The sequence below is a fragment of the Edaphobacter sp. HDX4 genome (genome assembly GCF_036877565.1).
Lineage (GTDB): Bacteria > Acidobacteriota > Terriglobia > Terriglobales > Acidobacteriaceae > Edaphobacter.
Window position 1 is genome coordinate 507,940 of sequence record NZ_JAEDXW010000001.1, and the last position, 22,041, is coordinate 529,980.

The following is a 22,041-nucleotide window of genomic DNA, read 5'->3' on the forward strand; positions in this document are numbered from 1 at the left end:
GGGCGAAGGAAGACATCTCCACTGATGACAATCAGGTTCGGAGAGTTTCGCCCTCTTCAAGGACCCGGATGCGGTCCCCAATTCCCAGACGGGCGGCCTCGGCGCGTAGGCGCTTCAGGGGTTCGTCCATGGGCTCGCGTCCCAGCCGAAAGGTTCCATAGTGCATGGGAACCATCACGCGGGCGCCGAGCTCGACGAAGCCGCGCACAGCCTCCTCCGGGGAGGTGTGAACGGAACGGTAACTATCCGGGAAATAGGCTCCAATCGGCAGCAGAGCAACTTCAGGAGCAAGGCGTCGACCGATCTCGGCGAAGCCATCAAAGTAGGCCGTGTCACCGGAGTGATAGATTGAGCGGTTTCCGGAGCGGATCACGTATCCGCCGAAGCCGCGATGGGTGTCCTTAAACATCCGCGCGCCCCAGTGCCGACAGGGAGTCATCGTGACCCGCAGACCGGCAACCTCAACCTCCTGCCACCACTTGAGCGTCAATACTTTTCGGAATCCTAACTGGGAGACAAGATCTTCCACCCCATGCGGGACAACGATCTCCGGAGCGCGGCCTCGAAGCCTGCGCGTGGAACGTATGATCTTTCTCAGCGAGGCGATGTTGAGATGGTCCATATGCGCATGGGTCACGAGAACAACATCGATGGCGGGAATGGTTTCTACCCGAATGCCCGGGTGCCGCTGACGGCGAAGCAGGATGAGGCGCGTCGCGAAGACGGGATCCACAAGCACATTTCGGCCGCCGATCTGGAGAAAGAAAGACGAGTGTCCGATGAAGGTGACTCCGGTTTCACCCGGCTCTACAAGTTCAGCCTGCCTGGACTGACCTTCGATTGGCTGTTCATGGCTCTCGCGGACGAGCCGCCAAAGCTGACCGACTTTTGTGACTGCAAATGGCTTTCTCCGCCACAACTGAGTCACCCCACCTCGATGGATACTCACACTTAACTAGATGCTTTCAGCAAGCCAACGATGCGACCCAGCGCCCATCTTGCGGCATCTATGTTAAAGAACTTTCCCAGGAGAAAAACAAGGCGGGCGAAACGCTCGTCCGGGCAAAAGGAGGGTTTATCGTACACTTCGGTCCAACTACGGCAAACCTGTCCAGCGAGGTCCAGCCCAGCGTCTGGGACTACGTCTCCCGCTCTCCCTTGCACTCTCTCTGGAACCTGGAAGGTGTACCGTTTCGAACGATCGCAAGACGAACGTGGCGATCTCTGCTATCTGACAATCTCTTAGGACGTGCGGCAGAGCTGGCGTTCTTCTTTCTATTCGCGCTGTTTCCGACGCTCTTCAGCGCCAGCTCCATTCTTGGACTGGCCGCACAGTCTGCGTCGTCCATCTACTACAAATTGCTGGAGTATCTGGCCCTGGTGGTGCCTACGTCAGCGCTGGGCATGGTGCTGACCACGTTCAACGAGACGACGGCACACGCTACGTCGGGCAAACTGACCTTCGGGCTGATTGCTGCTATATGGTCCGCCTCGGTGGGAGTTTCAGCGATTCAGGACGCGCTGAATACGGTGTACAACATTCATGACTCCCGGTCCTATCTTCGCGCTCGACTGTCAGCCATCGGAGTCACGATCATCCTTGTAGTGCTTGCCTCGCTAACGCTGGCATCGCTGCTGGGAGGCGACTTCGTTGCCGCAATCGCCCACACTAACGTGCAGAGCCGCTTTGTGGCATTTGTGCTCGCTTCGATCTCGAGATTGATCTTCTGGAGCATCTCCACCGCGCTGCTGACCCTGTGCTTCGCTGTCATCTACTATTGGGCTCCCGGAGTACGCAGACGGCGATGGCGATGGCTGACACCAGGTGGTGCCGTAGGCATTCTGGCCTGGGTCCTGGTCTCCCTCGGCTTCCGTCTTTACCTGCACTTCTTCAACTTCTACTCCGTCACCTATGGGTCACTGGGAGCGGTGATCATCCTTCTGATGTGGTTCTACATAACGGGTTTTATGCTGCTGTTTGGCGCGGAGATCAATAGTGAGATCGAGGCTGCAGCGGCGGAGCAGCGTCTCTCGAGTAAACCGCGCGAGATGGTCCTGCGAGTCAGCGATGCTGCGCCGCCTGCTTCTGAGCCTGCATCGTCTTCGCCGCCCACGCCTCGTAGGTCAGACGATCCTTATTCTTCTCCCATTCCGCTGGAGGAAGAACCATTAGATCCTCCCGCCTGATGCCGGGAAAGCCAGTGCCGAGTGCATCGAGACCTCCCTCGCGGTCTTCACGCATATAGTTCGGGGCGATATCGACATCGTTGGCCCCGGCCCAGGTGCTGATGTGGGTGACGGGAGCGGAGGCGATCTCCGCCTCGGTCCAATTGGCGAAGTGTACCTGTCTGCCCAGCCAGGCCACACCATCTCTGTCCACCCAGGAGGTGCGGTGGCTTATTCCTGGATAGCGGATAGTGGTGAAGATATTCCTGTCGGTTCCCCGGAGAGCGATCGCTCGCTGACGTACGGACTCAAACCATTCCGGGCCGTGATGCGCCATATCCATCACCGTATCGGCATCTCCATTCATGACCAGCATGGGACCACGAGCAGCGTTGAGGGCATAGAGGACGGCTCCGCGGTCACCGAGAACAGACAATGATCGATAGGGCGGCGATTGACACGGCAGGGGGTTGGAGTCGAAGTAGCCGCCGGGACCGTCGTAGTCGCCTCCTCCGCTGAGAATGACGGCGTGGATACGCGGGTCGATGGCACCGGCAATTCCGGAGATGAAAGAGCCCATGGAGTAGCCAACCACAGCGATCTGTCCCGGGTCTACGTCGGACCGAGACCGAAGATAGCTGACTGCCTGCATCAGGTCGACCTGCATGAGGCCGGCGAGGCGCTGTCCCCAGTCGGTGTCCGAGACGCCTGGGGGCGGAGGAACGATCTTGTCGTGCGATCCGGCGCGGGATCTCTTGTCCAGATTGCGCTCGCCCTCGCCTATAGGGTCATAGGTAACGACCACTGCTCCGGCGCGGGCGAACATCATGCCGCTCCAGAAGGCATACCAGCTGAATTTGTCGCCGCCGTGGCCGTTGACGACGACGATACCGGGAATCTTCCCTTTGCTGTGTTCCGGTCGATAGACGATGGCGGGAACCAGCATGTTGGCAGAGGTCTGGTAGGTGACTCTTTCAGCGATCACACCCTGGACCGGGCTGAAGCTGGACCAGGTTCTGGCATCGAGCGCGGGCAATCTGGCAGGAATATAGAGCTGATGCCGGATCTCAGCTCGCCACTGCTGCTCCCGGGCGGTACGCTGGGCCGAGCTGAGGCTGCTTGCAGGTGGAAGCGAGGCCACGGGAGCGCCCGTCCCTGCCGTCGCACGGGAGCTCCCCGGCTGCGCCTGTCCCCACATAAGAGTCCCCGAAATACAGAAGGCCAAAAGCAGAATCTTCATGAAGTCCTCTCGCTGCAAGATCGATGATTGGGCTAGCTCGGGTCGATGGATCGGATCCCAGATGGGATCGAGGACCGCAAGGGCTACAATTTTCACCATACCTCATGAATCTTTATGCATCGGTCCTCGCGGTCATCGTCACAACCCTGCTCGCAGTCTCACTAGCCCGGCTGGGCAAGGTCAAGACCAAGGCAGATTACCTTGTAGCGGGTCGATCGCTTCCGGCCTTTGTGCTGATCTTTACCCTGCTGTCGTCGTGGGTCGGGTCGGGATCGTTGCTGGGAGGAGCCGAAAACGCTTACAAGCATGGCTTTGCTGCCCTGTGGCAGGCGGCCGGTGGATGGGCCGGGCTGCTGCTGATCTACTTCATCGCCCCAAGGGCAAGAAAGTTTGCGCAGTTCACGATCCCCGATCTGCTGGAGGCGCGTTATAACCAGCAGGCACGTGTCCTGGGGGTGATCGCTATCCTGCTGACCTACACGGCGATCACAAGCTATCAGCTGATCGGCGGCGGGGACATTCTCCACCTGATCTTTCCCCAGGTCATTACACCGATCCTGGGGCGCTATATCCTGGCTGCCTTCGTCATCCTGTTTACGGCGATCGCGGGCATGTCGTCAGTCGCTTACATGGACCTCGTGATCGGGCTGATGGCGACCGCAACCATGTGTCTTGCCCTGCCGGTGCTCATCCACAGGGCGGGAGGATGGCAGGCCGTTCATACGGCGCTCCCGGCGACGCACTTTGAGTGGTTCGGCGATCTGAGTGTGATTCAGTGCCTGGAGCTCTTCCTGCCGACCTGTCTACTGCTGCTGGGAAATCAGTCGATGTACCAGAAGTTCTTCTCGGCTAAATCGGAGAAGGATGCCCGGCGCGCCGTGGTCGGCTGGATTATCGGCACCGTGATTCTGGAGACCGTCATTGTGGCGATCGCCGTAACCGGATCGGCGCTCTTTCCGAGCGGCGAGGTGAGCAAGGCTCCGCGCGAGATTCTGGCGTACTGCGGGATGCATGGCTTCAGTGACGCGTCGCCCGTACTTCGGCTGCTGGGAGCGCTGCTGATGGGAGCGATCTTCGCCAAGATCGTCTCGACGGCGAACAACTGGCTGTTTTCACCGGCGACCAATCTGGTCAACGACATCTACGTGCGCTATATAAACCCCAAAGCCTCGAACAAGAAGATTCTGATCGTAAGCAGGCTGATGGTGGTCTTGCTGGGAATCTGGGCGCTGGTTCAGTCCTTGGGGACCGAATCTGTGCTGAAGAAGGCGCTGTATGCCTATACCATCTACTCGGCCGCTCTGACACCCGTCATTCTGGCGGCATTTTTCTGGCAACGCGCGACGGCGGTAGCCGCCGTCGCCAGCATTGCCGTCGGCACGATAGTCACGGTCGGTTGGGAGTGGGTAGCTCCACATCTGCCGGCCGCGATCGGCAATCGGGATGCGATCTTCCCTGCCCTGCTCGCATCGCTGACGTGTCTGGTTGTCGTGAGCATGATGACTCCGGCACCAAATCGGGAACAGCTGAGAGCGCTAAGCGAAGGATAGGGTGCTTTTGTGGGATTCACTCTTGCACCGCCCGCGGGGTATTGTCGAGAATCGTTCGCACTCCCCCTTAGGCTGTGACTGCGGAAGATCACTTTTATCTGTTTGGAGAGATTCGGGAATTGCCATGATGCGAAGGATGCAGGCCCCGGGGGAGGGTCGATGAATATCGCTCTTCTGCCCGATCTGGCCGCGATGGCCAGTCTGCTGACAATTCTGTACTTCCTGCGCCGCCGCCACCTTCAGGAGGGAGTGGGGCTCTGGATCATCGGGCTACTGTTTATCTTTGTTGAGGCGATCGCCTACGCGTTTTACCAGCCTTCGGGTCCGCTCCACGTTCCAAGTCACGTCATAGCGCTGGACTCATACGTCGCGGCCGGGATCATCTTTCTCTGGGCGGCGGCGAAGCCGCTCTTTCCACGACGGCAAAGCCTGATCTATCTGTCGGTGAATACGGCCTCCTTGCTGATACTGGAGACGACGTATGCATTCGACGTCCATCAAAGGGAAGCCTATCGTCTGGTTGCCGGCTGTGGGCTCGCCGTGGGCCTCGCGCTGCCGTTTCTGATCGTTCGAAGCTACAGGCTGGGCAGGGCATGGTGGCTGATCATCGTGCAGCTGCTCCTCTGGGTGCCAATCCGGGCCTCCGGTTCAGCCTGCATGTTTCGTGACGCTGCCTACTATCCGCTCTTCTTTCTCTATCTGTTGGTGGCCATTCTCTTCAGCACGAGCCTGCCGAAGGAGAGCCTGGGAAGGGTGGTGATTGTTGCGGGTTTCATCATGTGGTCGGTGATCTTCCTGCTTCATTCCTGGATCTCGACCCAGCCCAGCTATATCGCCCTCGCAGCCGAGGTGTGGGACTGGCAGAAGTTCCTTGTGACGATCGGTATGCTTCTGGTGCTGCTGGAGCGGCAGGTTGCCGTCAATGAGTGGCATGCCCTGCACGACCAGCTGACCGGGCTGGCAAACCGCCGCTGCTTTGAGGACAAGCTGGATCAGGCGATCAAACACTCCCAACGGACAGGGCTGCAGGCGGCAGTCGTAATGATCGACCTGAACGGTTTCAAAGCGGTGAACGATACGCGCGGACATGAGACCGGCGATCGACTGCTGCTGTTTATCGCCAAGAACCTGCAGCAGGTCATTCGCAGGGTGGATACGCTGGCCCGGCTCGGCGGCGATGAGTTCATCCTGCTGCTGACGAATCTACCGACGAGTCTCACACGATCGGAGATCGTCGCGATCGCCAACCTTCGCGTCAGCGAGAGTCTCAGCAAGCCGTTTACGTTCCGAAATGAGAGCTTTGTGGTGAGCGCAAGCGTCGGGGTTTCCATCTACCCGGAAGACACCACTGACGAGGTCCTTCTCCGTCGGCTCGCCGACCAGAGGATGTATGAGCAGAAAGCTTATGGGCCGGTCGTCCAGGTGTGAGGATCTTCTTCTGCGCTAGATCTCAGGGTAGAAGTCGAAGAAGGCATCGAGGCTCATCCGGAGCTGTGCTTCGATCTGCTCGCGGCTTCCCTCAAGCACATGCATAGTCACCTGGGCCTGATTGCCGTTCTTAAGTTCCACCGGGGCGTCGCCCACACGAGCGATCTCGTCGGCGGGTAAGAGTCTCATTCCATAGACCAGCGTTAGATTTGCCATGATCCCATTTTAGATGCCGGCCGACAGGGGCTGATGGGGACTATGCATCCTTTTGGCCGGTGACGCATTTACACTAAGGAAGCTTATGAGCGAAAATACGACTCGCGATACTGTCATCCTCGGTTCCGGATGCTCGGGCCTTACTGCTGCCATCTACACGGCGCGGGCCAACCTGAAGCCCCTTGTCCTGGAGGGCCACGAGCCCGGAGGCCAGCTTTCGATCACCACCCTGGTGGAGAACTTCCCCGGATGGCCCGAAGGTATCCAGGGCCCGGAACTGATCGAAAACATGAAGAAGCAGGCGATGCGCTTCGGCACGGAGCTGCGCATGGGGCACCTTAGCTCGATCGACCTGACCAGGCGTCCGTTTTCTCTCCACGTCGGGAAAGAGGTCATTCATACGCGAACCCTGATCATCGCGTCCGGAGCGAGTGCACGCTGGCTGAACCTGCCGAGTGAGCAGGCCCTGATCGGTCATGGCGTAAGCTCCTGCGCAACATGCGACGGATTCTTCTTCTCCGGCAAGGAGATCGCTGTGATCGGTGGCGGCGACTCCGCCATGGAAGAGGCGCTGTTTCTCACCCGCTTCGCCACCAAGGTGACGCTGATCAATCGCAGCGATCGATTCCGCGCCTCGAAGATCATGCTCGAGCGCGCAATGGCTCATCCCCAGATTGAGTTTCTCCCCGACACCGTGGTCGAAGAGGTTCTGGGCGTCGAAGAGAAAGACGTGAAAGGACTGCGCGTGAAGAACAGGGTCACTAACGTTGAGTCTGTCCTTCCAGTCTCGGCCATGTTCCTGGGAATCGGACACGAGCCGAACGCCAAGGCCTTTGCGGGAATGATGGACCTCGATGATGACGGCTACATCCTGACGAAGAACAACGTTTTGACGACAAAGAACGGGGAGGTCATCCCCGGCGTGTTTGCCTGCGGAGATATCCAGGATCGGCGTTATCGGCAGGCGATCACTGCCGCAGGGTCGGGCTGCATGGCTGCCCTTGAGGTCGAGAAGTATCTCGAGGAGCACGGGCGCTAACTCTCACAAGCACGTAAGAGAAGGGCCAGCCGTAATCGGCTGGCCTTTTCTGTTGGCGGGGCCTGCGCAGCGTGGGCGCATGAAATTGATGGTCGCAAGCAAGTAAGATGCAGATGAGATGAGCATCAATGAAAACATTGCACGCGTGAAGCAGGAGATCGCCACCGCCTGTCAGCAGACGGGCCGGAACGAGAGCGACGTCGCCCTGATGGCCGTCAGCAAAGTTCACCCGGCAGAGGCCATTCTGGAGGCCTATGAGGCGGGCCAGAGGCTGTTTGGCGAAAACCGGGTGCAGGAGTTTGAGCAGAAGTCCGCAACACTCACCGGCCTGCACGACGCCGCGTTCCACCTGATAGGACCGTTGCAGTCCAACAAGACCAACAAGGCTGCGGAGCTGTTTGACGCCATCGACGCCGTAGATTCCCTGAAGATCGCGCAACGGCTGGATGCAGCCGCAAAAGCACGGAACAAGCGACTCCCCATCTTGATTGAGGTCAAGCTGAGCCACGAGGAATCGAAGCATGGCATCGCTCCCCCGGAGCTTCCCGCGCTGCTGGATGCAATCGGAGAACTGACCTCCGTTGAAGTAAGCGGTCTGATGACGGTTCCGCCGTGGTCAGAAGATGCCGAAACAGCGCGGCCCTACTTTTCCGAGCTGCGCCGTCTTCGGGATGAGGCCGTCAAGAAGCATCCCAGGGTGACTCAGCTCTCGATGGGGATGTCGAATGACTTCCGCGTCGCTATTGAGGAAGGCAGCACCTGCGTTCGTGTGGGCACGGCAATCTTCGGAAAGCGAATCTACCCGGCCGCGAATGAATCCTGAAGACGATTTCGCGCGTGATGTCCCCGATGGCTGCACGGTAAGCGTGCGGGTTCATCCGGGAGCAAAGCGCAACGCCGTGACAGGATTGCATGCGGGAGCGGTGAAGATTGCCCTTACTGCTCCGCCTGTAGATGGAAAGGCGAACGAGGCACTGATCGCGTTTGTAGCGGAACGCCTGAGGCTGCCGCGTGCGCAGGTCTCGCTGATCGCCCGCACCAGCAGCAGAAGCAAAACGCTCCGCATCAGAGGAAAGAGCGCGGCTGAGATCCAGGCCGCGCTCTCACCGGAGATCGACTGCTAAGACAGCGTTACTTGAGGTCCACCTTGGCCGAAGGAGCCACCGTCATCGGCTCTCCCGTAGCGGAGACAACGTGGACACCGAAACCCTTTACATCGGCGTAGGCGATCGTCATGCCTTTCTCGGCAGAGATGTTGATGTTCTTCAGCACCACGTTCTTCACGGGCGATTCAGGCAGACCGACGATCACGCCTGCGGTTTCTCCCTTTACCGAGTTGACGTTCTCGATGGTGATGTCATGGAAGAAGGGCGTAAGGCGTGTGACCGGAGCGGCTGCCACATCTCCCTGGGGAAGAACCTTCGGGTAGTACTCGCTGATAAGGATCGAGGTCTTTACCTCTTCCATCGTGATGTCTTTGAAAGAGATGTTGTAGACCTGGTTTCCGCGGTCACGATTAGCCTTGATGCGGATTCCCTGATCCGTTCCCTTGAAGTGGATGCGTTCAGCATGGATGTTGTTCGCTCCTCCGGCGATCTCGGAGCCGATCGAGAGACCGTGCCCATGCATGAAGTCGCAGTCGGTGATGACGATATTTTTGCTTGGTTCGTCCGGCCCGGGTGAGTTGATGATGCCGCTCTTGATCGCGATATTGTCGTCACCAACATCGGCGTAGACGTGGTCGATGATCATGTTGGAAGAGCTGAAGGGATCGATAGCGTCCGTGTTGGGCGAGTGTTGCGGCGCAAGGATGCGAACGTTTCGGATGACCGTGTCGTCGGTGTAGTACGGTACCACCTGCCAGCTCGGCGAGTTCTGGATGGTTACTCCTTCGATCCGCACATGCTTGCAGTGATCGAAGACCACAAGGCGGGGGCGGAACTGAACCGCACCCACTACGCCGGCGTTACGAGTGGACCGGGCCTCGACCCACCAGCTCTCTCCATTTCCGTCGATTGTGCCCGAGCCGGTGATGGCAACGTTCTGCGCGTTGGTGGCGCTGACGAGAGACTGGGTTCCCGGTGCACGGAACTCGCTCTTGGCGGGATAATCTGCGTGGTCTGGAGAGCCAAGCAGAGTCGTCCCTTTGGCAAGGTCGAGGCTCACATTGCTCTTAAGCACGATAGGCCCAGACACAAAGACGCCACCGGCAAGCTCGACAGTTCCTCCACCTGCCTTGGCGCAGTCATCGATAGCAGCCTGGATCGCCCTGGTGTTTTTGGTGGTTGCGTCCGCTTTCGCACCGTAGGCCTCAACCCGGCAGACCTTCGCGGCCGCCGGCAATGACGCGGCGAGAAGCAGTGCGGTAAACGAGATGCTTCGACGATTCATGAATCCTCTTCCTGTTGCTGAATGTTAGGGGGAATCATACTCGAAATTGGTCCTACCACGCTTGTGTTCTTTCGTAAGGTGAGATCATCCCTCTCCAATGCCTTTCCACCGGCGATACCTTTCTGTATTCGTCCTGCTCGCGAGGAGGGAAACAGCTGCTTTTCGGCACAAAGTTAGCGCTAATCTTATACATTGGCTCGTGGCTTCATGACGGCCAGAAGGCTGGTTGGGAAGCAAGGAGGCGGCTTGGCTGCACAAAAGTTCATCCTGGCCCTGGATCAGGGGACGACGAGTTCACGGGCGATGATCGTCGATAGCGCGGGATCCGTTCGCGCGATCGCTCAAACGCCCTTTCGCCAGATCTTTCCTCATCCCGGATGGGTCGAGCACTCCCCTACTGAGATCTGGTCGTCGCAGAGCGGAGTGGCGACCGCGGCCCTCGCGAAGGCGGACCTGACGGAACGCGATATAGCCGCAATCGGAATTACGAACCAGCGCGAGACTACGATCGTCTGGGATCGTGGGACCGGCGAGCCGGTCTACAACGGGATCGTGTGGCAGGACCGCCGCACCGCGGAGTTCTGTGAGTCACTGCGCCGGAGCGAAGGGGAGGCAATCCAGGCAAAGACCGGGCTCATTCCCGACGCATACTTTTCGGGCAGCAAGATCCGATGGATTCTTGAGAACGTTGTAGAGACGAGAACAAAGGCTGAGGCAGGCCGACTGGCGTTCGGCACAGTGGACAGCTGGCTGATCTGGAAGATGACCAAGGGTGCACGGCATGTCACGGACGTGACGAACGCATCCCGGACCATGCTCTTCAACATCCACACCATGGATTGGGACGATGACCTCCTGCGACTGCTGGAGGTGCCGCGCTCCATGCTCCCTGAAGTCGTTGCATCGAGCGGCGAATGTGCAACGACTACCGGCTTGCTCGAAGGAATTCCCATCGCCGGAATCGCAGGCGATCAGCAGGCGGCGCTGTTCGGGCAGATGTGCACCAGGCCGGGAATGGCGAAGTGTACCTATGGGACGGGCGCTTTCATGCTGCTGAACATCGGCTCGGAGCCCATCGCCTCAAAGCACAGGCTGCTGACCACGGTGGCCTGGAAGATCGGAGATCAGGTCGAATACGCCTTCGAAGGAAGCATGTTGATGGCTGGCGCTGTCGTGCAGTGGCTGCGCGACGACCTGCAGATGATTCGTACCTCGGCAGAGATAGAGGCGCTGGCAGCCTCCGTGAACAGCGCAGACGGAGTGATGGTGGTGCCGGCGTTCGCCGGATTGGGAGCTCCACACTGGGATCAACACGCCAGAGGAACCATCGTCGGGCTGACACGGGGAAGCTCCCGCGCCCACATTGCGCGGGCTGCGCTGGAAGGGATCGCGTTACAGGCGACGGATGTTCTGGAGGCGATGCAGGCGGACTCCGGTCTTCCGTTGGCCCAGCTTCGCGTGGATGGTGGAGCGGCTGCCAATAACCTCTTGATGCAGATTCAGGCCGATGTTCTGGGCATTGAAGTGGTGCGCCCGAAGAACGCGGAGGCAACGGTACTGGGCGCGGCATATCTTGCCGGACTGGCCGTGGGATACTGGCCTGATAAGGAAGCCATCGCGAGTCAGTGGCAGATGGACCGCATCTTCCGTCCCGCCATTGACGCGGAAGGACGCAGGAAGGTGCGCGCGGTCTGGAGACGAGCCTTGGAACGCGCAAGGGACTGGACACGCGAGGAGGAGAGCGCAGGTTGAGTGATCGCGCCGGAATTTTGCGCAGACTTGGCGAGCAGCTGCAATGGGATGTGCTCGTCATCGGCGGCGGAGCCACAGGGCTGGGAGCCGCAGTCGAGGCTGCTTCCAGGGGCTATAAGACCGTTCTGCTTGAACGGGCCGACTTCGCTAAGGGAACCTCCAGCCGGAGCACCAAGCTTGTGCACGGAGGCGTGCGATACCTGGAGCAGATGAACATCACGCTGGTGATGGATGCCCTGCGTGAGCGCGGCCTGATGCTCGAGAATGCTCCGCATCTTGTTCACGACCTCTCGTTCGTCGTTCCCATCTATGGGACGTTCGGACTTCCCTACTACGGCTTCGGCCTTAAGGTATATGAGTGGCTTTCGGGCAAGTTTTCTTTTGGTCCGTCCCGCATGTTGTCGAAGCGGGATACTGTGGCCATGCTGCCTGGAGTCCGCGAAGAGGGATTGCGAGGAGGCGTACTTTACCACGATGGCCAGTTCGATGATGCGAGATATGCGATCTCGCTGATGCGGACGTTCGAGGCGTTGGGGGGCACAGCCATCAATTACGTCGAAGCAAGGGGTCTGATCGAACAGAACGGCAAGGTGCTGGGCGTCAAGGCTCACGACCTGGAGACCGATGCCAGCTTCGAGCTGCAGGCTAAAGTCGTCATCAATGCGACGGGCGTGTTCACAGAGCAGGTACTCGCGATGGACGGAGACCGGGAGAGCCTGCTGTCAGTAAGCCAAGGAAGCCACTTCGTCCTGCCGGGAACTTTCCTGCCGACCTCGTGCGCCATGATGATCCCCAAGACGTCGGATGGAAGGGTGCTCTTTGCGATTCCGTGGCATGGCGCGACCGTCGTGGGAACGACAGATGAAGCCGTCAAGGGTGCGATGCTGGAGCCGAGAGCGATGGCTTCAGAGCGCAGCTTTCTTCTGGAACACATCGGTCGATATCTGGGACGGCGCCCGAAGCCAGATGAGATTTTGAGCATGTGGTCGGGCCTGCGCCCGCTGGTGCGAAAGGGCGGAGGCTCAACCTCAAAGCTTTCGCGCGATCACACCATCCTGGTCCGGCCCTCCGGGTTGGTGACCGTCACGGGCGGCAAGTGGACAACCTACCGAAAGATGGGCGAGGACGCGATCGATCATGCCGCCGAGGCAGGAGGGTTGCGGAAGGAAGAGTCGCGGACGAAATCTCTCCGGCTGCATGGCTGGAGTCGCGATCTTCCCGCCGCGGAGTCGGAACGGGTCTATGGGTCTGATCTCCCCGCGCTCGAGCAGCTGTCGGTGAAGGATCCTGCGCTGGATGCCCCACTGCATCCTCGGCTTCCTTACAAGCTGCGCGAGGTCGTGTGGGCTGCGCGATACGAGATGGCGCGCACCGTCGAGGACGTGCTGGCACGGCGAACGCGCGCTCTGTTTCTGGATGCGAGGGCGGCGTTGGAAGCTGCGCCCAGAGTCGCCGATGTGCTTGCCCGGGAGCTGGGTCGCAGTGAAGATTGGAAGACTCGCGATCTTGAGACTTTTCGGACGGTGGCGGCTGGCTATATCTATGAGGGCGAATAATGGGTGGTGGCTGGTCAGCTGTAATTGGTGAGTTCTTCGGGACCTTCGTCCTGATTGTCCTGGGCAACGGCGTCGTGGCGGGAGCTCTCCTGAACCGATCCAAGGCGCAGAATGCCGGTTGGATCTCGATCACAGCGGGCTGGGCGGTCGCTGTGTTTGCAGGCGTGGCTGTAAGCGCCGCTCTCGGCGATACCGATGGTCACCTGAACCCCGCGTTTACCGTTGCCTCCGTCATGATGACCGGGCACGCGGAGCGTCTGCTGACGTACATTCCGGCGCAGATATTGGGAGCGCTTTGCGGCGCTGCGGTCGTGTGGCTGCACTATAAGCCGCACTGGCAGCTGACTGAGGATGCGGAGGCGAAGTTCGCCTGCTTTGCTACGGCACCCGCAGTCTACTCGCCGGGCTGGAATCTGCTGAGCGAGATTATCGGAACCTTCGTTCTGGTGCTGGTGGCGACGGCCCTGTTCTCCAAACGGATCGCTCCGGCGGGTGTCGCACCCGGCCTGGGTCCGATGCTGGTGGGCGCCTTGGTGTGGGGGATCGGCCTTTCGCTGGGAGGAACAACCGGTTACGCCATCAATCCGGCTCGTGACCTGGGACCACGTCTGGCCCACGCTCTGCTGCCGATTGCGGGAAAGGGCAGCTCGGGCTGGGCCTATGCCTGGGTTCCGGTAGCCGGCCCGGTGATCGGCGCGATGCTGGCTGCAGCGGTGATACGGGGGCTGAGCGTCAGCTAGGGTCCCCCCCCGCCTATTTTGCGCAAAATCTTCACAAATAAAGACTTAGGTCTGGACCAGCATACGGGATCTGCAAGTCAGGGTGCCTGGTCCCCCGGGGCGAATGTCTCCCGAAACAGAAAAGCTCCCCGGAGAGAGCCTTCTATTCCACAGATTCTATTTTATCAACTTCGGATAACTCCTCGGCAGTCGTATCTATTGTGGATGCAATAACTTGACTCCGGGCACGACTTGACAGATCCGTCCGGCTACTCCTGAACCACAGCCTTGACGAGATTGCGGGGGTTGTCGACATCGATTCCACGCCCGATCGCCATGAAGTATGCAAGAAGCTGGAGCGGAACGACCTCGTACAGGGGAGCGATATACTCCGCCGCCGGAGGAACCTCGATGACGTGGTCGCTCAGCTCCGAGATGCTGGTGTCGCCCTGGGTAACAATGGAGACGATCTGGGCTCCCTGCTTGCGCATATCGCGGACGAGGTTAACCGCCTTCTCATAACGAAGCACCGAGTCCGGCGCGTTGGGATCGCAAGTGGCAAGAACGATAAGAGGATTGTTGCGGTTAACCAGCGCGTTGGGTCCATGCTTGAGTTCGCCGGTGGGGTAGCCTTCGGCCTGGATGTAGGCGGACTCCTTGAGCTTGAGGGCACCTTCGCGAGCGATGGGATAGTGGACCCCGCGACCCAGGAAGAGAAAGGTCTCGGCATCTTTGAGAGCGGTGGCGATCTCTGAGACCTTCTGTTGCCAGCGCGGAAGGGCCGCTTCCATGGCAGCAGGAACGGCGAAGAGGCGTTCGAGATGAGATTCGACCACGGCGCGGGTCATACAGCCGCGAATGCGGGCGGTGTAGAGCGCCAGCAGAGAGATGACTGCGAGCTGCGTGGTGAAACTTTTGGTGGCAGGGACGGCGCGCTCTACGCCGGCGAGGGTCGGCAAAGAGCAGCCTGCGAGCTTTGCCATGGATGACTCAGCCTTGTTGGTGATGGCAATGGTCGAGCTGCCACGGGCGACAGCTTCGCGAAGCGCCTCGGAGGTATCGGCGGTTTCGCCGGACTGGGAGATGACGAGGAAGCAGGGATTGTGGAGGGTCTGGGTCGAACGGTAGATGTACTCACTCGCGTATTCGACATCGACGGCGATTCCAGCCATGTCTTCGAAGAGAATCTCACCTGCAAGTCCGGCGTGGCGACTCGATCCTGAAGCAGCGATAAGGATGCTGTCCCGGCCCACAAGGGCCTGACGAGCAGCGGCGAAGACCTCTTCCCGAAGACTTATGCCATCCGCATAGGCGGAGAGAGTCTCATTGATGGCTTTGGGCTGCTCAAATATCTCGCGCAGCATGGCATGTGGAAACGTGCGAGTAGAAACATCCATTTTCGTGGTCTATACCTCGATACCAGTTTACCGGGTCAGCGGCGCATCTACCGGTGCGGCTCCTGTGTGAGAACTTTGATCATAATTTAATGAGGAGATCCCAGCAGGTATAAGCGAAGGCTGAACAGCGATATGCCCAAATCGAGTGATTGAGACTGTACCCCGAAAGCGATACAACAAGCACAAAAGCCTTGCAAGGGAACTTTCAGTAGAGTAAAACGCCATCAACATCGGAGACGGGCGCTCACGGGGGCGCCAGAATCAGCCGATAGATGATGATGGTGGGCATCTCAACTACTCTGCAAGTGATGGGATAGGAATGCGGAGCATCGATACGGAGCCTCATGAACGCGCTCCACGGCTAAGTGCAGGCTGGCTTCCAGAGTGGGGCCGATGGTGTGGGCTCTTCGTTGGAAGAGTTGCCGCCCGCGGAACGCTGCTTCGCGGAGGGAGCTGGTCTGTCAGGGAGATATCCCCCATATCCCGACGGGCCGGGCTTGGAGGGTACCTGTCTCTGTTCGCCCTTGCGACGTTCGTTCTGCTCTTCTATCCCGTAGCGGGTTCCATACAGCCCTTGCACATGGATATGGGCATCTCAGCCGCCCTGATCGAGACGACAGCCTGGCTGATCTGCATCCCCTGCCTGATGATGATGTGGCGGATGATGCAGGTGCTGGAGGATCGCCTGCCCCATGTTGTTTTACGGGCGGTGCTGCTTCTGCTGGTCGTGTTTTTTGCTGTCGAACGTCTCACGGTAGTGGTACTGGGTCTTTTTTTTCTACACCCGTCGATCCAGGAACTTGTCTGGATCCAGGTTGTGAGTGCGCTGATTGTGGCTGGAGGAGCTGCCGCGGCTTTTCCCCATATCCGAGGTGTGAAAAAGACTCTTGGACTTGCCCTGCATGAGCAGGCGAGATTTCTGGCCGCGATGGAGAGCAGTCTGGATGACTTTTACATCTTTGAAGGAGTTTCGGACGGCTCCGGAAAGATCACCGATTTTCGGTTCGGCTATATCAATCCTGCCGCAGAACGCAGACTGAAGGTGTCCCGGGAGGTGCTCCTGGGCAAGATTTTGACCGAGGTTCGGCCTTACATGCTTGCCTCGAACCTCATCGAACGATACCGCGAGGTGGTTCAGACGGGTGAACCGCTGACCTGTGAAGTCTATATCGATGACGAACGCATCACGGCTACCTGGCTGAACATTCAAGTGGTCAAGCTGGGCGATGGAATCGCGGTGACCAGTCGCGATATCACGGAGAGCAGACGGATGGCGGAGCATGTGCAATACCTTGCCCACTATGATCAGCTCACCGGCCTGGCGAACCGCACCTTATTCCAGGATCGGCTGCACCAGGCCATCCTTCGGGCCCGACGCTACAAGCATCGGGTCGCTCTCTTTGTCGTCGACATCGACCACTTCAAGCAGGTAAACGACACCCTTGGACATGCAGCCGGAGACAAGTTGCTGGTAGCCGCAGGAAAACGGCTGATCTCCGTCATCCGCGAGACCGATACCGTAGCCCGCATGGGCGGGGATGAGTTCGTGATCGTGATGCCCGATTTCAAGAGCATGGAAGACGTGAGGCACTGCGGCCTGCTGATTGCGAAGAGAGCATCCGAGCCTATCCCGCTGGACGATCATGATGTCAAAATTACGTTAAGCGTGGGCGTCTGCACCTTCCCCGACTATGCCGACGGAGAGGACGACCTCTTCAGAAATGCCGATGCTGCGATGTACAAGGTGAAGGAAGGCGGCCGGAATGGGCTCTACGTCTATGGCGAAGATGCGGTGACGAGAAGCGATTCGGAGATGGGACTGAGCGAGAATCGACGTTGAGTCTCTCGATCGAGAGATAGCCGCCGGTCTTTGGCTTGGTCGAGGCAATGTGACGCGAGCCTTCAAAGTTCGATGTAGCAGCCAGTCCATACCGCCGGAAAACGTGCGAAGGCTGAGCGAACGTGACAATATCTTCCAACATGAAAATTTTCCGCTCGTTCGTCGGTATCTTCGCACTCACTTTTGTATCGGCTCCGATCTACGCGGCTCCTCAACCGAGGCGGGCGCAGGCCGATCTGATTGTCTATGGGGGAACTGCCTCAGGCGTGATGACGGCGTACTCCGCTGCACGGGAGGGATTGCACGTTATTTTGCTGGAACCTGGAAGTCATCTGGGTGGCATGGTGACAGGGGGCCTGTCGGCGACGGACACCGCACACTTCCAGATCATCGGAGGCTACGCTCGCGACTTCTATCGGGAAGCCGCCGCGCACTATGGAGTTCATGATCTTCTCAAGCGCTCCGACTGGCTGTCGGAGCCGCACGTGGACGAGGCAATCTTTACTGCGTGGCTGAAGAAGGCAGGAGTCGAGGTCCACTTTCATGAGCGACTGCAGGAATCGCACGGTATAACGAAGACGGGAACGCATGTCGTGGCCGTGACAACAGAGGACGGAAAGACGTGGCGAGCGAAGGTGTTTGCCGACTGTACCTATGAAGGCGATCTGATGGCACAGTCAAAGATCAGCTACACGGTGGGCCGGGAGTCGACGAAGGTTTACGGAGAGGATCTGGCCGGGGTGCGTGTCGACACGCCGAAACATCAGTTCCAGTGGAAGGTTTCGGCCTATGACGATCAGCATCACCTGCTGCCGTATGTCGATCCCGGACCGATGGGAGCGAATGGAGAGGGTGACAAGAAGGTTCAGTCCTATAACTTCCGGCTGATTCTGACGAAAGACCCAGCCAATCGGCTGCCGTGGACGAAGCCTGAGGGATACGATGCATCGAGATTCGCCCTGCTGGCGAGATATCTCAAAAGCTTTGAGCAGCACATGCATCGCCTGCCGGGCATGCAGGATGTGATGAATCCGGTGGCGATTCCCGCGGGGAAAGCAGACTTCAACAATAATGGGCCGTTCTCGACGGACTATATCGGGAAGAGCTGGGCGTATCCGGATGCGAGCTATAGCGAGCGGCAACGAATCTGGAAGGAACATCTGCTCTATACGGAGTCCTTTTTGTGGTTCCTCTCTCAGGATTCGCAGGTTCCTTCGTCTCTGCGGGCAGAGGTCAACACGTGGGGCCGGGCCAAGGACGAGTTTGCTGATACGGACCACTGGCCGAATCAACTGTACATACGCGAGGGTCGACGGATGGTGGGCGAGTATGTGATGAAGCAGTCAGATCTACAGACGGATCGAACGAAGTCGGACTCGATCGGCATGGGTTCCTACAACAGCGACTCCCACAATATTCAACGAGTGGCCATGCCTGACGGATCGGTTCGCAACGAGGGCGATGTGCAGGTCCCGGTACAACCGTATGAGATATCCTTCCGCGCCATCCTGCCAAAACCGGCGGAGGCGGACAACCTGCTGGTGCCGGTGTGTCTGTCGGCGTCGCACGTCGCCTATTCTTCTGTCCGGATGGAACCGCAGTACATGATCATCGGACAAGCGGCTGGTGTGGCGGCCGCACTTGCGATCTCCGGCGATGAATCTGTACAGAAGATCGACGTCCCTACACTGCAGAGACGCCTTCGAACACACGGCGCCATCCTTCACCTGGATCAGCAGGCCTCAGGCGGAGCGCAGGAGTAGAGCGAATGCTGAGGGGTCGATCAGTGGAATCACAGTAAATGCTACTCACCAAAAAAAGCGGTGCAAGGGAATGCTCCCCGCACCGCCGTGGAGAACTGTTTTCTTAGTGGGCTCCCCCTGCTGCGGGACCTGCGGGAGCCTCTTCCTTGCCAAGCGCGAGGGTAGGGTTCTTTGCCATGCTGAGGAGGTTTGCCATGATACGGAAGGAGCCGGGAACTCCCTCGGGCATCTCCCGGAAGAAGGCATACGAGAGATAGACGTACGCTCCCTTTCCGTACCGCGCGTAAAGCAGGCCGCCCTTCTGGGGATCCTGATCGGTGTCGTGCATCTCGGTGAGCGCGATGTAGTGCGGATCCCAGCTGCGCATATAGCCGTGTCCGCGCTCCTCGACCCAGTGATCGAAATCAGCCGTGGTGATCTTGTTCGGCCAGTTCAGAACAGGGTCGTTGGGGGCGAGGATCTGAACCTTGCTATCCTCTTCCACGACCTTCTCGGGATCGCTGGAGAGGGTCAGGGGGTAGGGTCCGTAGTTGTGGTCGTACTCCTGCGTCTGGTACTGCACGACCACCGTTCCACCGTTGTGGACATACTCCAGCAGGCGGTTGTTGAAGGTCTTCAACTCGGGGCGTGCGGCGTAGGCGCGGATGCCCAGAACGATGGCGTCATACTTTGAGAGATCCCCGGAGGCGATCTCTCCGGCGGAGAGCATCGTGGGATGAATGCCGATGTCTCCCAGGGAGTTGGCAACATCGTCTCCTGTGCCCATGACATACCCGATGTTGAGGCTGGGCGCGGTCTTCACGTCCACGCCGGTGGTCCTGTACGTAGCGGGGCGATAGTGCGGATAAGGACGAAGTCCGGGATAGCCGACGGTCTTGAACCCCTGGGTGAACTTCTCGCCATTGAATTCAGCCACCGCAGTGATGACGTATGGCTTGGTCTCGACCTGTTGCGGCTGCACATGGAAGGTTACGTTCTGATCTTCGCCCTCACGGAGAGTGGCAAAGTTGGCCACCTCAGGTGTGGACTTCCAGCCGGACGGGAGATCGAGGCGGATGGTTCCCTTCGCAGGTCCCTTGACGCTGCTGTGTAGTTCGACATGGAGATCGATACCAGAACTGTTGAGCGAAACGACGCCAGCGTATGGCGAGACGGAGAGCGAGATGGCAGGCGCGATCAGCAGAGGCTCGAGGACCGGGCCTTCTCCATTGAAGCGATGAACAGTCTGAACGACACCGGCAAGGTTGATCGCGACGCCATGAAAGGTGACGGTCGCAGTCGCAAGCAGCGGGTAAGGACGCGTGGGCAGGTTGAGATATCGGGGATCGTTGATGTTGTAGTAAGACTGCTCGAGGCTGGGCCTGCTGAAGTATGGTTTGGTGAGTTCGGCTGTCTGCGGGACCATGACATCGAAGGTCTGATCGCAGGCTCCTCCAGAGGAGAGCTGAGCGACCGGTGACGACTTTGGGGTGACGGTAAAGCCCGACCCTGCTTCGGACACAACATTGACAGCAGTGAGCGAGACGGCTTCGGAACCCTGGTTGGCGACGTGCACCGCTACCGAGACTTTTTCTCCCGGAACGACGGTCTGCGAGGTTGGCAGCTGAGTCGACATGTCGCCGAATGGTCCCATGTGGCCCTGTGCTCCCGAGCCTTCGGTGGTGTTGGCAAGAAGCGCCAGACCGAGCGATTGCTGCAGCGCGAGATTGAACTGGCGCTGCTTGATCGTCAACTCATGCGTCATGTTGTAGCGCGCCTCTGCGGGGAGGTCGCTGGCGGCGACCTCCTTCAGCAGGGCGGTCACCTGGGAGAGACCTTGAGCGAGCGTTGGTGCGATACCTGCTGGATTTGCCGCGTTGAATTCTTTCGTTGCCGATTCAACTGTGGCGTTAAGGGCGTTCAGCTTTTCACGCCAGGCTTCCTGCTGGTCCTTCGGGGCATAGGTTGCGATGCCGGCCAGCGTGACGTCAATGCCATCGAAGAACGTCTTCTCATGTGCAGCTGCTGAAACGCGCGAAGCATAAAGATGGTACGGAGTGGAAAAGGCATGCGGCAGTGGAACCGCGATGCCGCCATTCTGAGTCTTCTGCTCGTTCAGGCCCTCGCGGGATAGCTGCATGTAGGAGAGACCGAGCATGGGGTTATAGGTGCCACTGGGGACCTCAAGGGTCGTGGAAGGAACTCCCTCGATCCAGGTCTTGTCCACATAGTTGCGGAAGCGGACAGGAGCGTAGTGTCCGGTGGCGTAGTCATAGATGCCCTTCGGAGAGACGCGGGCAAAAGGAACGCGCGCATAGACCTTGAGAGGAGACCAGGGCAGAAGGCCAGCCTTGATCTGGTCGGGGAAGACCTTGGGATCTCCGGCCATGACATAGACTCGCTGTGCCATATATCCGGCGACCTGATGATGGCCATGTCCGTCAGAGACGTTTCCGGCAAAGACGCTGGTCACGACCAGAGGTCGCTGAATACGGATCGCGCGAACGACATCGTAGAGAACGCGATCCTCTCCCCAGGTCTTGAGGGCTTCCTCAATCGTCTTCGAGAAACCGAAGTCGGCAACGCGGGTCCAGTACTGGTGAACGCCGTAGTAGTCTCCAGCCGCCAGCAGTTCCTGTGTACGGAGCGTACCAAGCTGATCCCAGTAGTCAGCCGTCATTACATTCTGACCGCCCTCGCCGCGGTTCAGCGTAAGCAGGGTAGTATCGACACCCTGACCACGGCTCTCATAGGTCAGCATCCCGCCATCTTCGTCGTCAGGATGTGCCGTCACCATCGCCAGGGAGGCCCGAGTGTGGAGCTTCTGAAGTGTCTGCGAGAGACCTGTGGAACCGCTATCAACGGGCAGTGGACGAGCGTATGCAGATTGATAAGGGGCAGGCTGAGGTTGCTGCGCTGCTGCGGCGGCTCCCTGCAGAGAGAAGGAAAGAGTGAGGATCGTGGCGACGGCCCCGCGACGGACTTCAGATCTCATGAACGAAGGA

16 protein-coding genes and 1 pseudogene are annotated in these 22,041 nt (G+C 59.0%); 11 read left to right on the forward strand and 6 right to left on the reverse strand.

The features are described from left to right. Positions 1-31: 31 nt before the first annotated feature. Positions 32-928, reverse strand: a complete 897-nt coding sequence (locus JAO29_RS02190) for an MBL fold metallo-hydrolase (protein WP_334266531.1) — start codon at positions 926-928, stop codon at positions 32-34. Between JAO29_RS02190 and JAO29_RS02195 the strand changes: the two genes are divergently transcribed. Further along, positions 901-2,187, forward strand: a complete 1,287-nt coding sequence (locus JAO29_RS02195; RefSeq protein ID WP_334266532.1) for a YihY/virulence factor BrkB family protein — start codon at positions 901-903, stop codon at positions 2,185-2,187. The genes JAO29_RS02190 and JAO29_RS02195 overlap by 28 nt on opposite strands. Positions 2,188-2,344: 157 nt before the next feature. Here JAO29_RS02195 and JAO29_RS02200 read toward each other — a convergent pair. Beyond that, positions 2,345-3,505 (reverse strand): annotated as a pseudogene (locus JAO29_RS02200) (alpha/beta hydrolase family protein); the annotation flags it as partial. 5 nt (positions 3,506-3,510) lie between these two features. Between JAO29_RS02200 and JAO29_RS02205 the strand changes: the two are divergent. After that, the gene (locus JAO29_RS02205; protein ID WP_334266533.1) at positions 3,511-4,956 is read left to right on the forward strand and encodes a sodium:solute symporter family protein; all 1,446 of its coding nucleotides are present in this window, start codon (positions 3,511-3,513) and stop codon (positions 4,954-4,956) included. Positions 4,957-5,115: 159 nt separating this feature from the next. After that, positions 5,116-6,384: a diguanylate cyclase domain-containing protein gene (locus JAO29_RS02210; RefSeq protein ID WP_334266534.1), complete on the forward strand. Its 1,269-nt coding sequence runs from the start codon at positions 5,116-5,118 to the stop codon at positions 6,382-6,384. Positions 6,385-6,399: 15 nt separating this feature from the next. On the opposite strand, the gene JAO29_RS02215 is transcribed toward JAO29_RS02210, so the two are convergent. Beyond that, a complete protein-coding gene (locus JAO29_RS02215; protein ID WP_334266535.1) occupies positions 6,400-6,600 on the reverse strand; it encodes an allantoinase in 201 nt (66 codons plus the stop codon). 85 nt (positions 6,601-6,685) lie between these two features. Between JAO29_RS02215 and trxB the strand changes: the two genes are divergently transcribed. From trxB to JAO29_RS02230, 3 genes are all read left to right on the forward strand, one after another. Then, complete coding sequence (gene trxB / locus JAO29_RS02220) at positions 6,686-7,639, forward strand: thioredoxin-disulfide reductase (RefSeq protein WP_334266536.1); 954 nt, start codon at positions 6,686-6,688, stop codon at positions 7,637-7,639. A gap of 118 nt (positions 7,640-7,757) precedes the next feature. Then, positions 7,758-8,462, forward strand: coding sequence for a YggS family pyridoxal phosphate-dependent enzyme (locus JAO29_RS02225; protein ID WP_334266537.1), 705 nt, complete (start codon positions 7,758-7,760; stop codon positions 8,460-8,462). Continuing rightward, positions 8,452-8,763, forward strand: a complete 312-nt coding sequence (locus tag JAO29_RS02230) for a DUF167 domain-containing protein (RefSeq protein ID WP_334266538.1) — start codon at positions 8,452-8,454, stop codon at positions 8,761-8,763. Before JAO29_RS02225 ends, JAO29_RS02230 begins: the two co-directional genes overlap by 11 nt. 7 nt (positions 8,764-8,770) lie before the next feature. Here JAO29_RS02230 and JAO29_RS02235 read toward each other — a convergent pair whose 3' ends face one another. Beyond that, a complete protein-coding gene (locus JAO29_RS02235) occupies positions 8,771-10,030 on the reverse strand; it encodes a glycoside hydrolase family 28 protein (RefSeq protein WP_334266539.1) in 1,260 nt (419 codons plus the stop codon). A gap of 246 nt (positions 10,031-10,276) precedes the next feature. On the opposite strand from JAO29_RS02235, the gene glpK reads away from it, so the two are divergent. The 3 genes from glpK to JAO29_RS02250 are packed head-to-tail and all read left to right on the forward strand — an operon-like array spanning position 10,277 to position 14,078. Then, entirely contained in the window at positions 10,277-11,782 is a 1,506-nt protein-coding gene (gene glpK / locus JAO29_RS02240; RefSeq protein ID WP_334266540.1) for a glycerol kinase GlpK, read from the forward strand. After that, the gene (locus tag JAO29_RS02245; RefSeq protein ID WP_334266541.1) at positions 11,779-13,338 is read left to right on the forward strand and encodes a glycerol-3-phosphate dehydrogenase/oxidase; all 1,560 of its coding nucleotides are present in this window, start codon (positions 11,779-11,781) and stop codon (positions 13,336-13,338) included. Before glpK ends, JAO29_RS02245 begins: the two co-directional genes overlap by 4 nt. After that, positions 13,338-14,078 (forward strand): MIP/aquaporin family protein, encoded by a 741-nt coding sequence (locus JAO29_RS02250; protein WP_334266542.1) that lies wholly within the window; start codon positions 13,338-13,340, stop codon positions 14,076-14,078. Before JAO29_RS02245 ends, JAO29_RS02250 begins: the two co-directional genes overlap by 1 nt. Positions 14,079-14,326: 248 nt before the next feature. Here JAO29_RS02250 and JAO29_RS02255 read toward each other — a convergent pair whose 3' ends face one another. Then, positions 14,327-15,454: an SIS domain-containing protein gene (locus tag JAO29_RS02255; protein ID WP_334266543.1), complete on the reverse strand. Its 1,128-nt coding sequence runs from the start codon at positions 15,452-15,454 to the stop codon at positions 14,327-14,329. A 319-nt stretch (positions 15,455-15,773) separates the two neighbouring features. Here JAO29_RS02255 and JAO29_RS02260 point away from each other — a divergent pair, with 319 nt between their 5' ends. Both JAO29_RS02260 and JAO29_RS02265 read left to right on the forward strand, forming a co-directional pair. Next, positions 15,774-17,294, forward strand: a complete 1,521-nt coding sequence (locus JAO29_RS02260) for a diguanylate cyclase domain-containing protein (RefSeq protein WP_334266544.1) — start codon at positions 15,774-15,776, stop codon at positions 17,292-17,294. Positions 17,295-17,434: 140 nt separating this feature from the next. Then, the gene (locus JAO29_RS02265) at positions 17,435-19,057 is read left to right on the forward strand and encodes an FAD-dependent oxidoreductase (RefSeq protein ID WP_334266545.1); all 1,623 of its coding nucleotides are present in this window, start codon (positions 17,435-17,437) and stop codon (positions 19,055-19,057) included. Between the two features lie 103 nt (positions 19,058-19,160). Here JAO29_RS02265 and JAO29_RS02270 read toward each other — a convergent pair whose 3' ends face one another. Then, on the reverse strand, positions 19,161-22,031 hold the full coding sequence (locus tag JAO29_RS02270; RefSeq protein ID WP_334266546.1) for a PIG-L family deacetylase: 2,871 nt from the start codon (positions 22,029-22,031) through the stop codon (positions 19,161-19,163). Positions 22,032-22,041 lie beyond the last annotated feature (10 nt).

Coding starts and splice junctions, on each gene's coding strand:
- JAO29_RS02195 (WP_334266532.1), top strand. CDS start 901: ATGGCTTTCTCCGCCACAACTGAGTCACCCCACCTCGATGGATACTCA.
- JAO29_RS02205 (WP_334266533.1), top strand. CDS start 3,511: ATGAATCTTTATGCATCGGTCCTCGCGGTCATCGTCACAACCCTGCTC.
- JAO29_RS02210 (WP_334266534.1), top strand. CDS start 5,116: ATGAATATCGCTCTTCTGCCCGATCTGGCCGCGATGGCCAGTCTGCTG.
- JAO29_RS02215 (WP_334266535.1), bottom strand. CDS start 6,600: ATGGCAAATCTAACGCTGGTCTATGGAATGAGACTCTTACCCGCCGAC.
- trxB (WP_334266536.1), top strand. CDS start 6,686: ATGAGCGAAAATACGACTCGCGATACTGTCATCCTCGGTTCCGGATGC.
- JAO29_RS02225 (WP_334266537.1), top strand. CDS start 7,758: ATGAGCATCAATGAAAACATTGCACGCGTGAAGCAGGAGATCGCCACC.
- JAO29_RS02230 (WP_334266538.1), top strand. CDS start 8,452: ATGAATCCTGAAGACGATTTCGCGCGTGATGTCCCCGATGGCTGCACG.
- JAO29_RS02235 (WP_334266539.1), bottom strand. CDS start 10,030: ATGAATCGTCGAAGCATCTCGTTTACCGCACTGCTTCTCGCCGCGTCA.
- JAO29_RS02250 (WP_334266542.1), top strand. CDS start 13,338: ATGGGTGGTGGCTGGTCAGCTGTAATTGGTGAGTTCTTCGGGACCTTC.
- JAO29_RS02255 (WP_334266543.1), bottom strand. CDS start 15,454: ATGGATGTTTCTACTCGCACGTTTCCACATGCCATGCTGCGCGAGATA.
- JAO29_RS02260 (WP_334266544.1), top strand. CDS start 15,774: ATGCGGAGCATCGATACGGAGCCTCATGAACGCGCTCCACGGCTAAGT.
- JAO29_RS02265 (WP_334266545.1), top strand. CDS start 17,435: ATGAAAATTTTCCGCTCGTTCGTCGGTATCTTCGCACTCACTTTTGTA.
- JAO29_RS02270 (WP_334266546.1), bottom strand. CDS start 22,031: ATGAGATCTGAAGTCCGTCGCGGGGCCGTCGCCACGATCCTCACTCTT.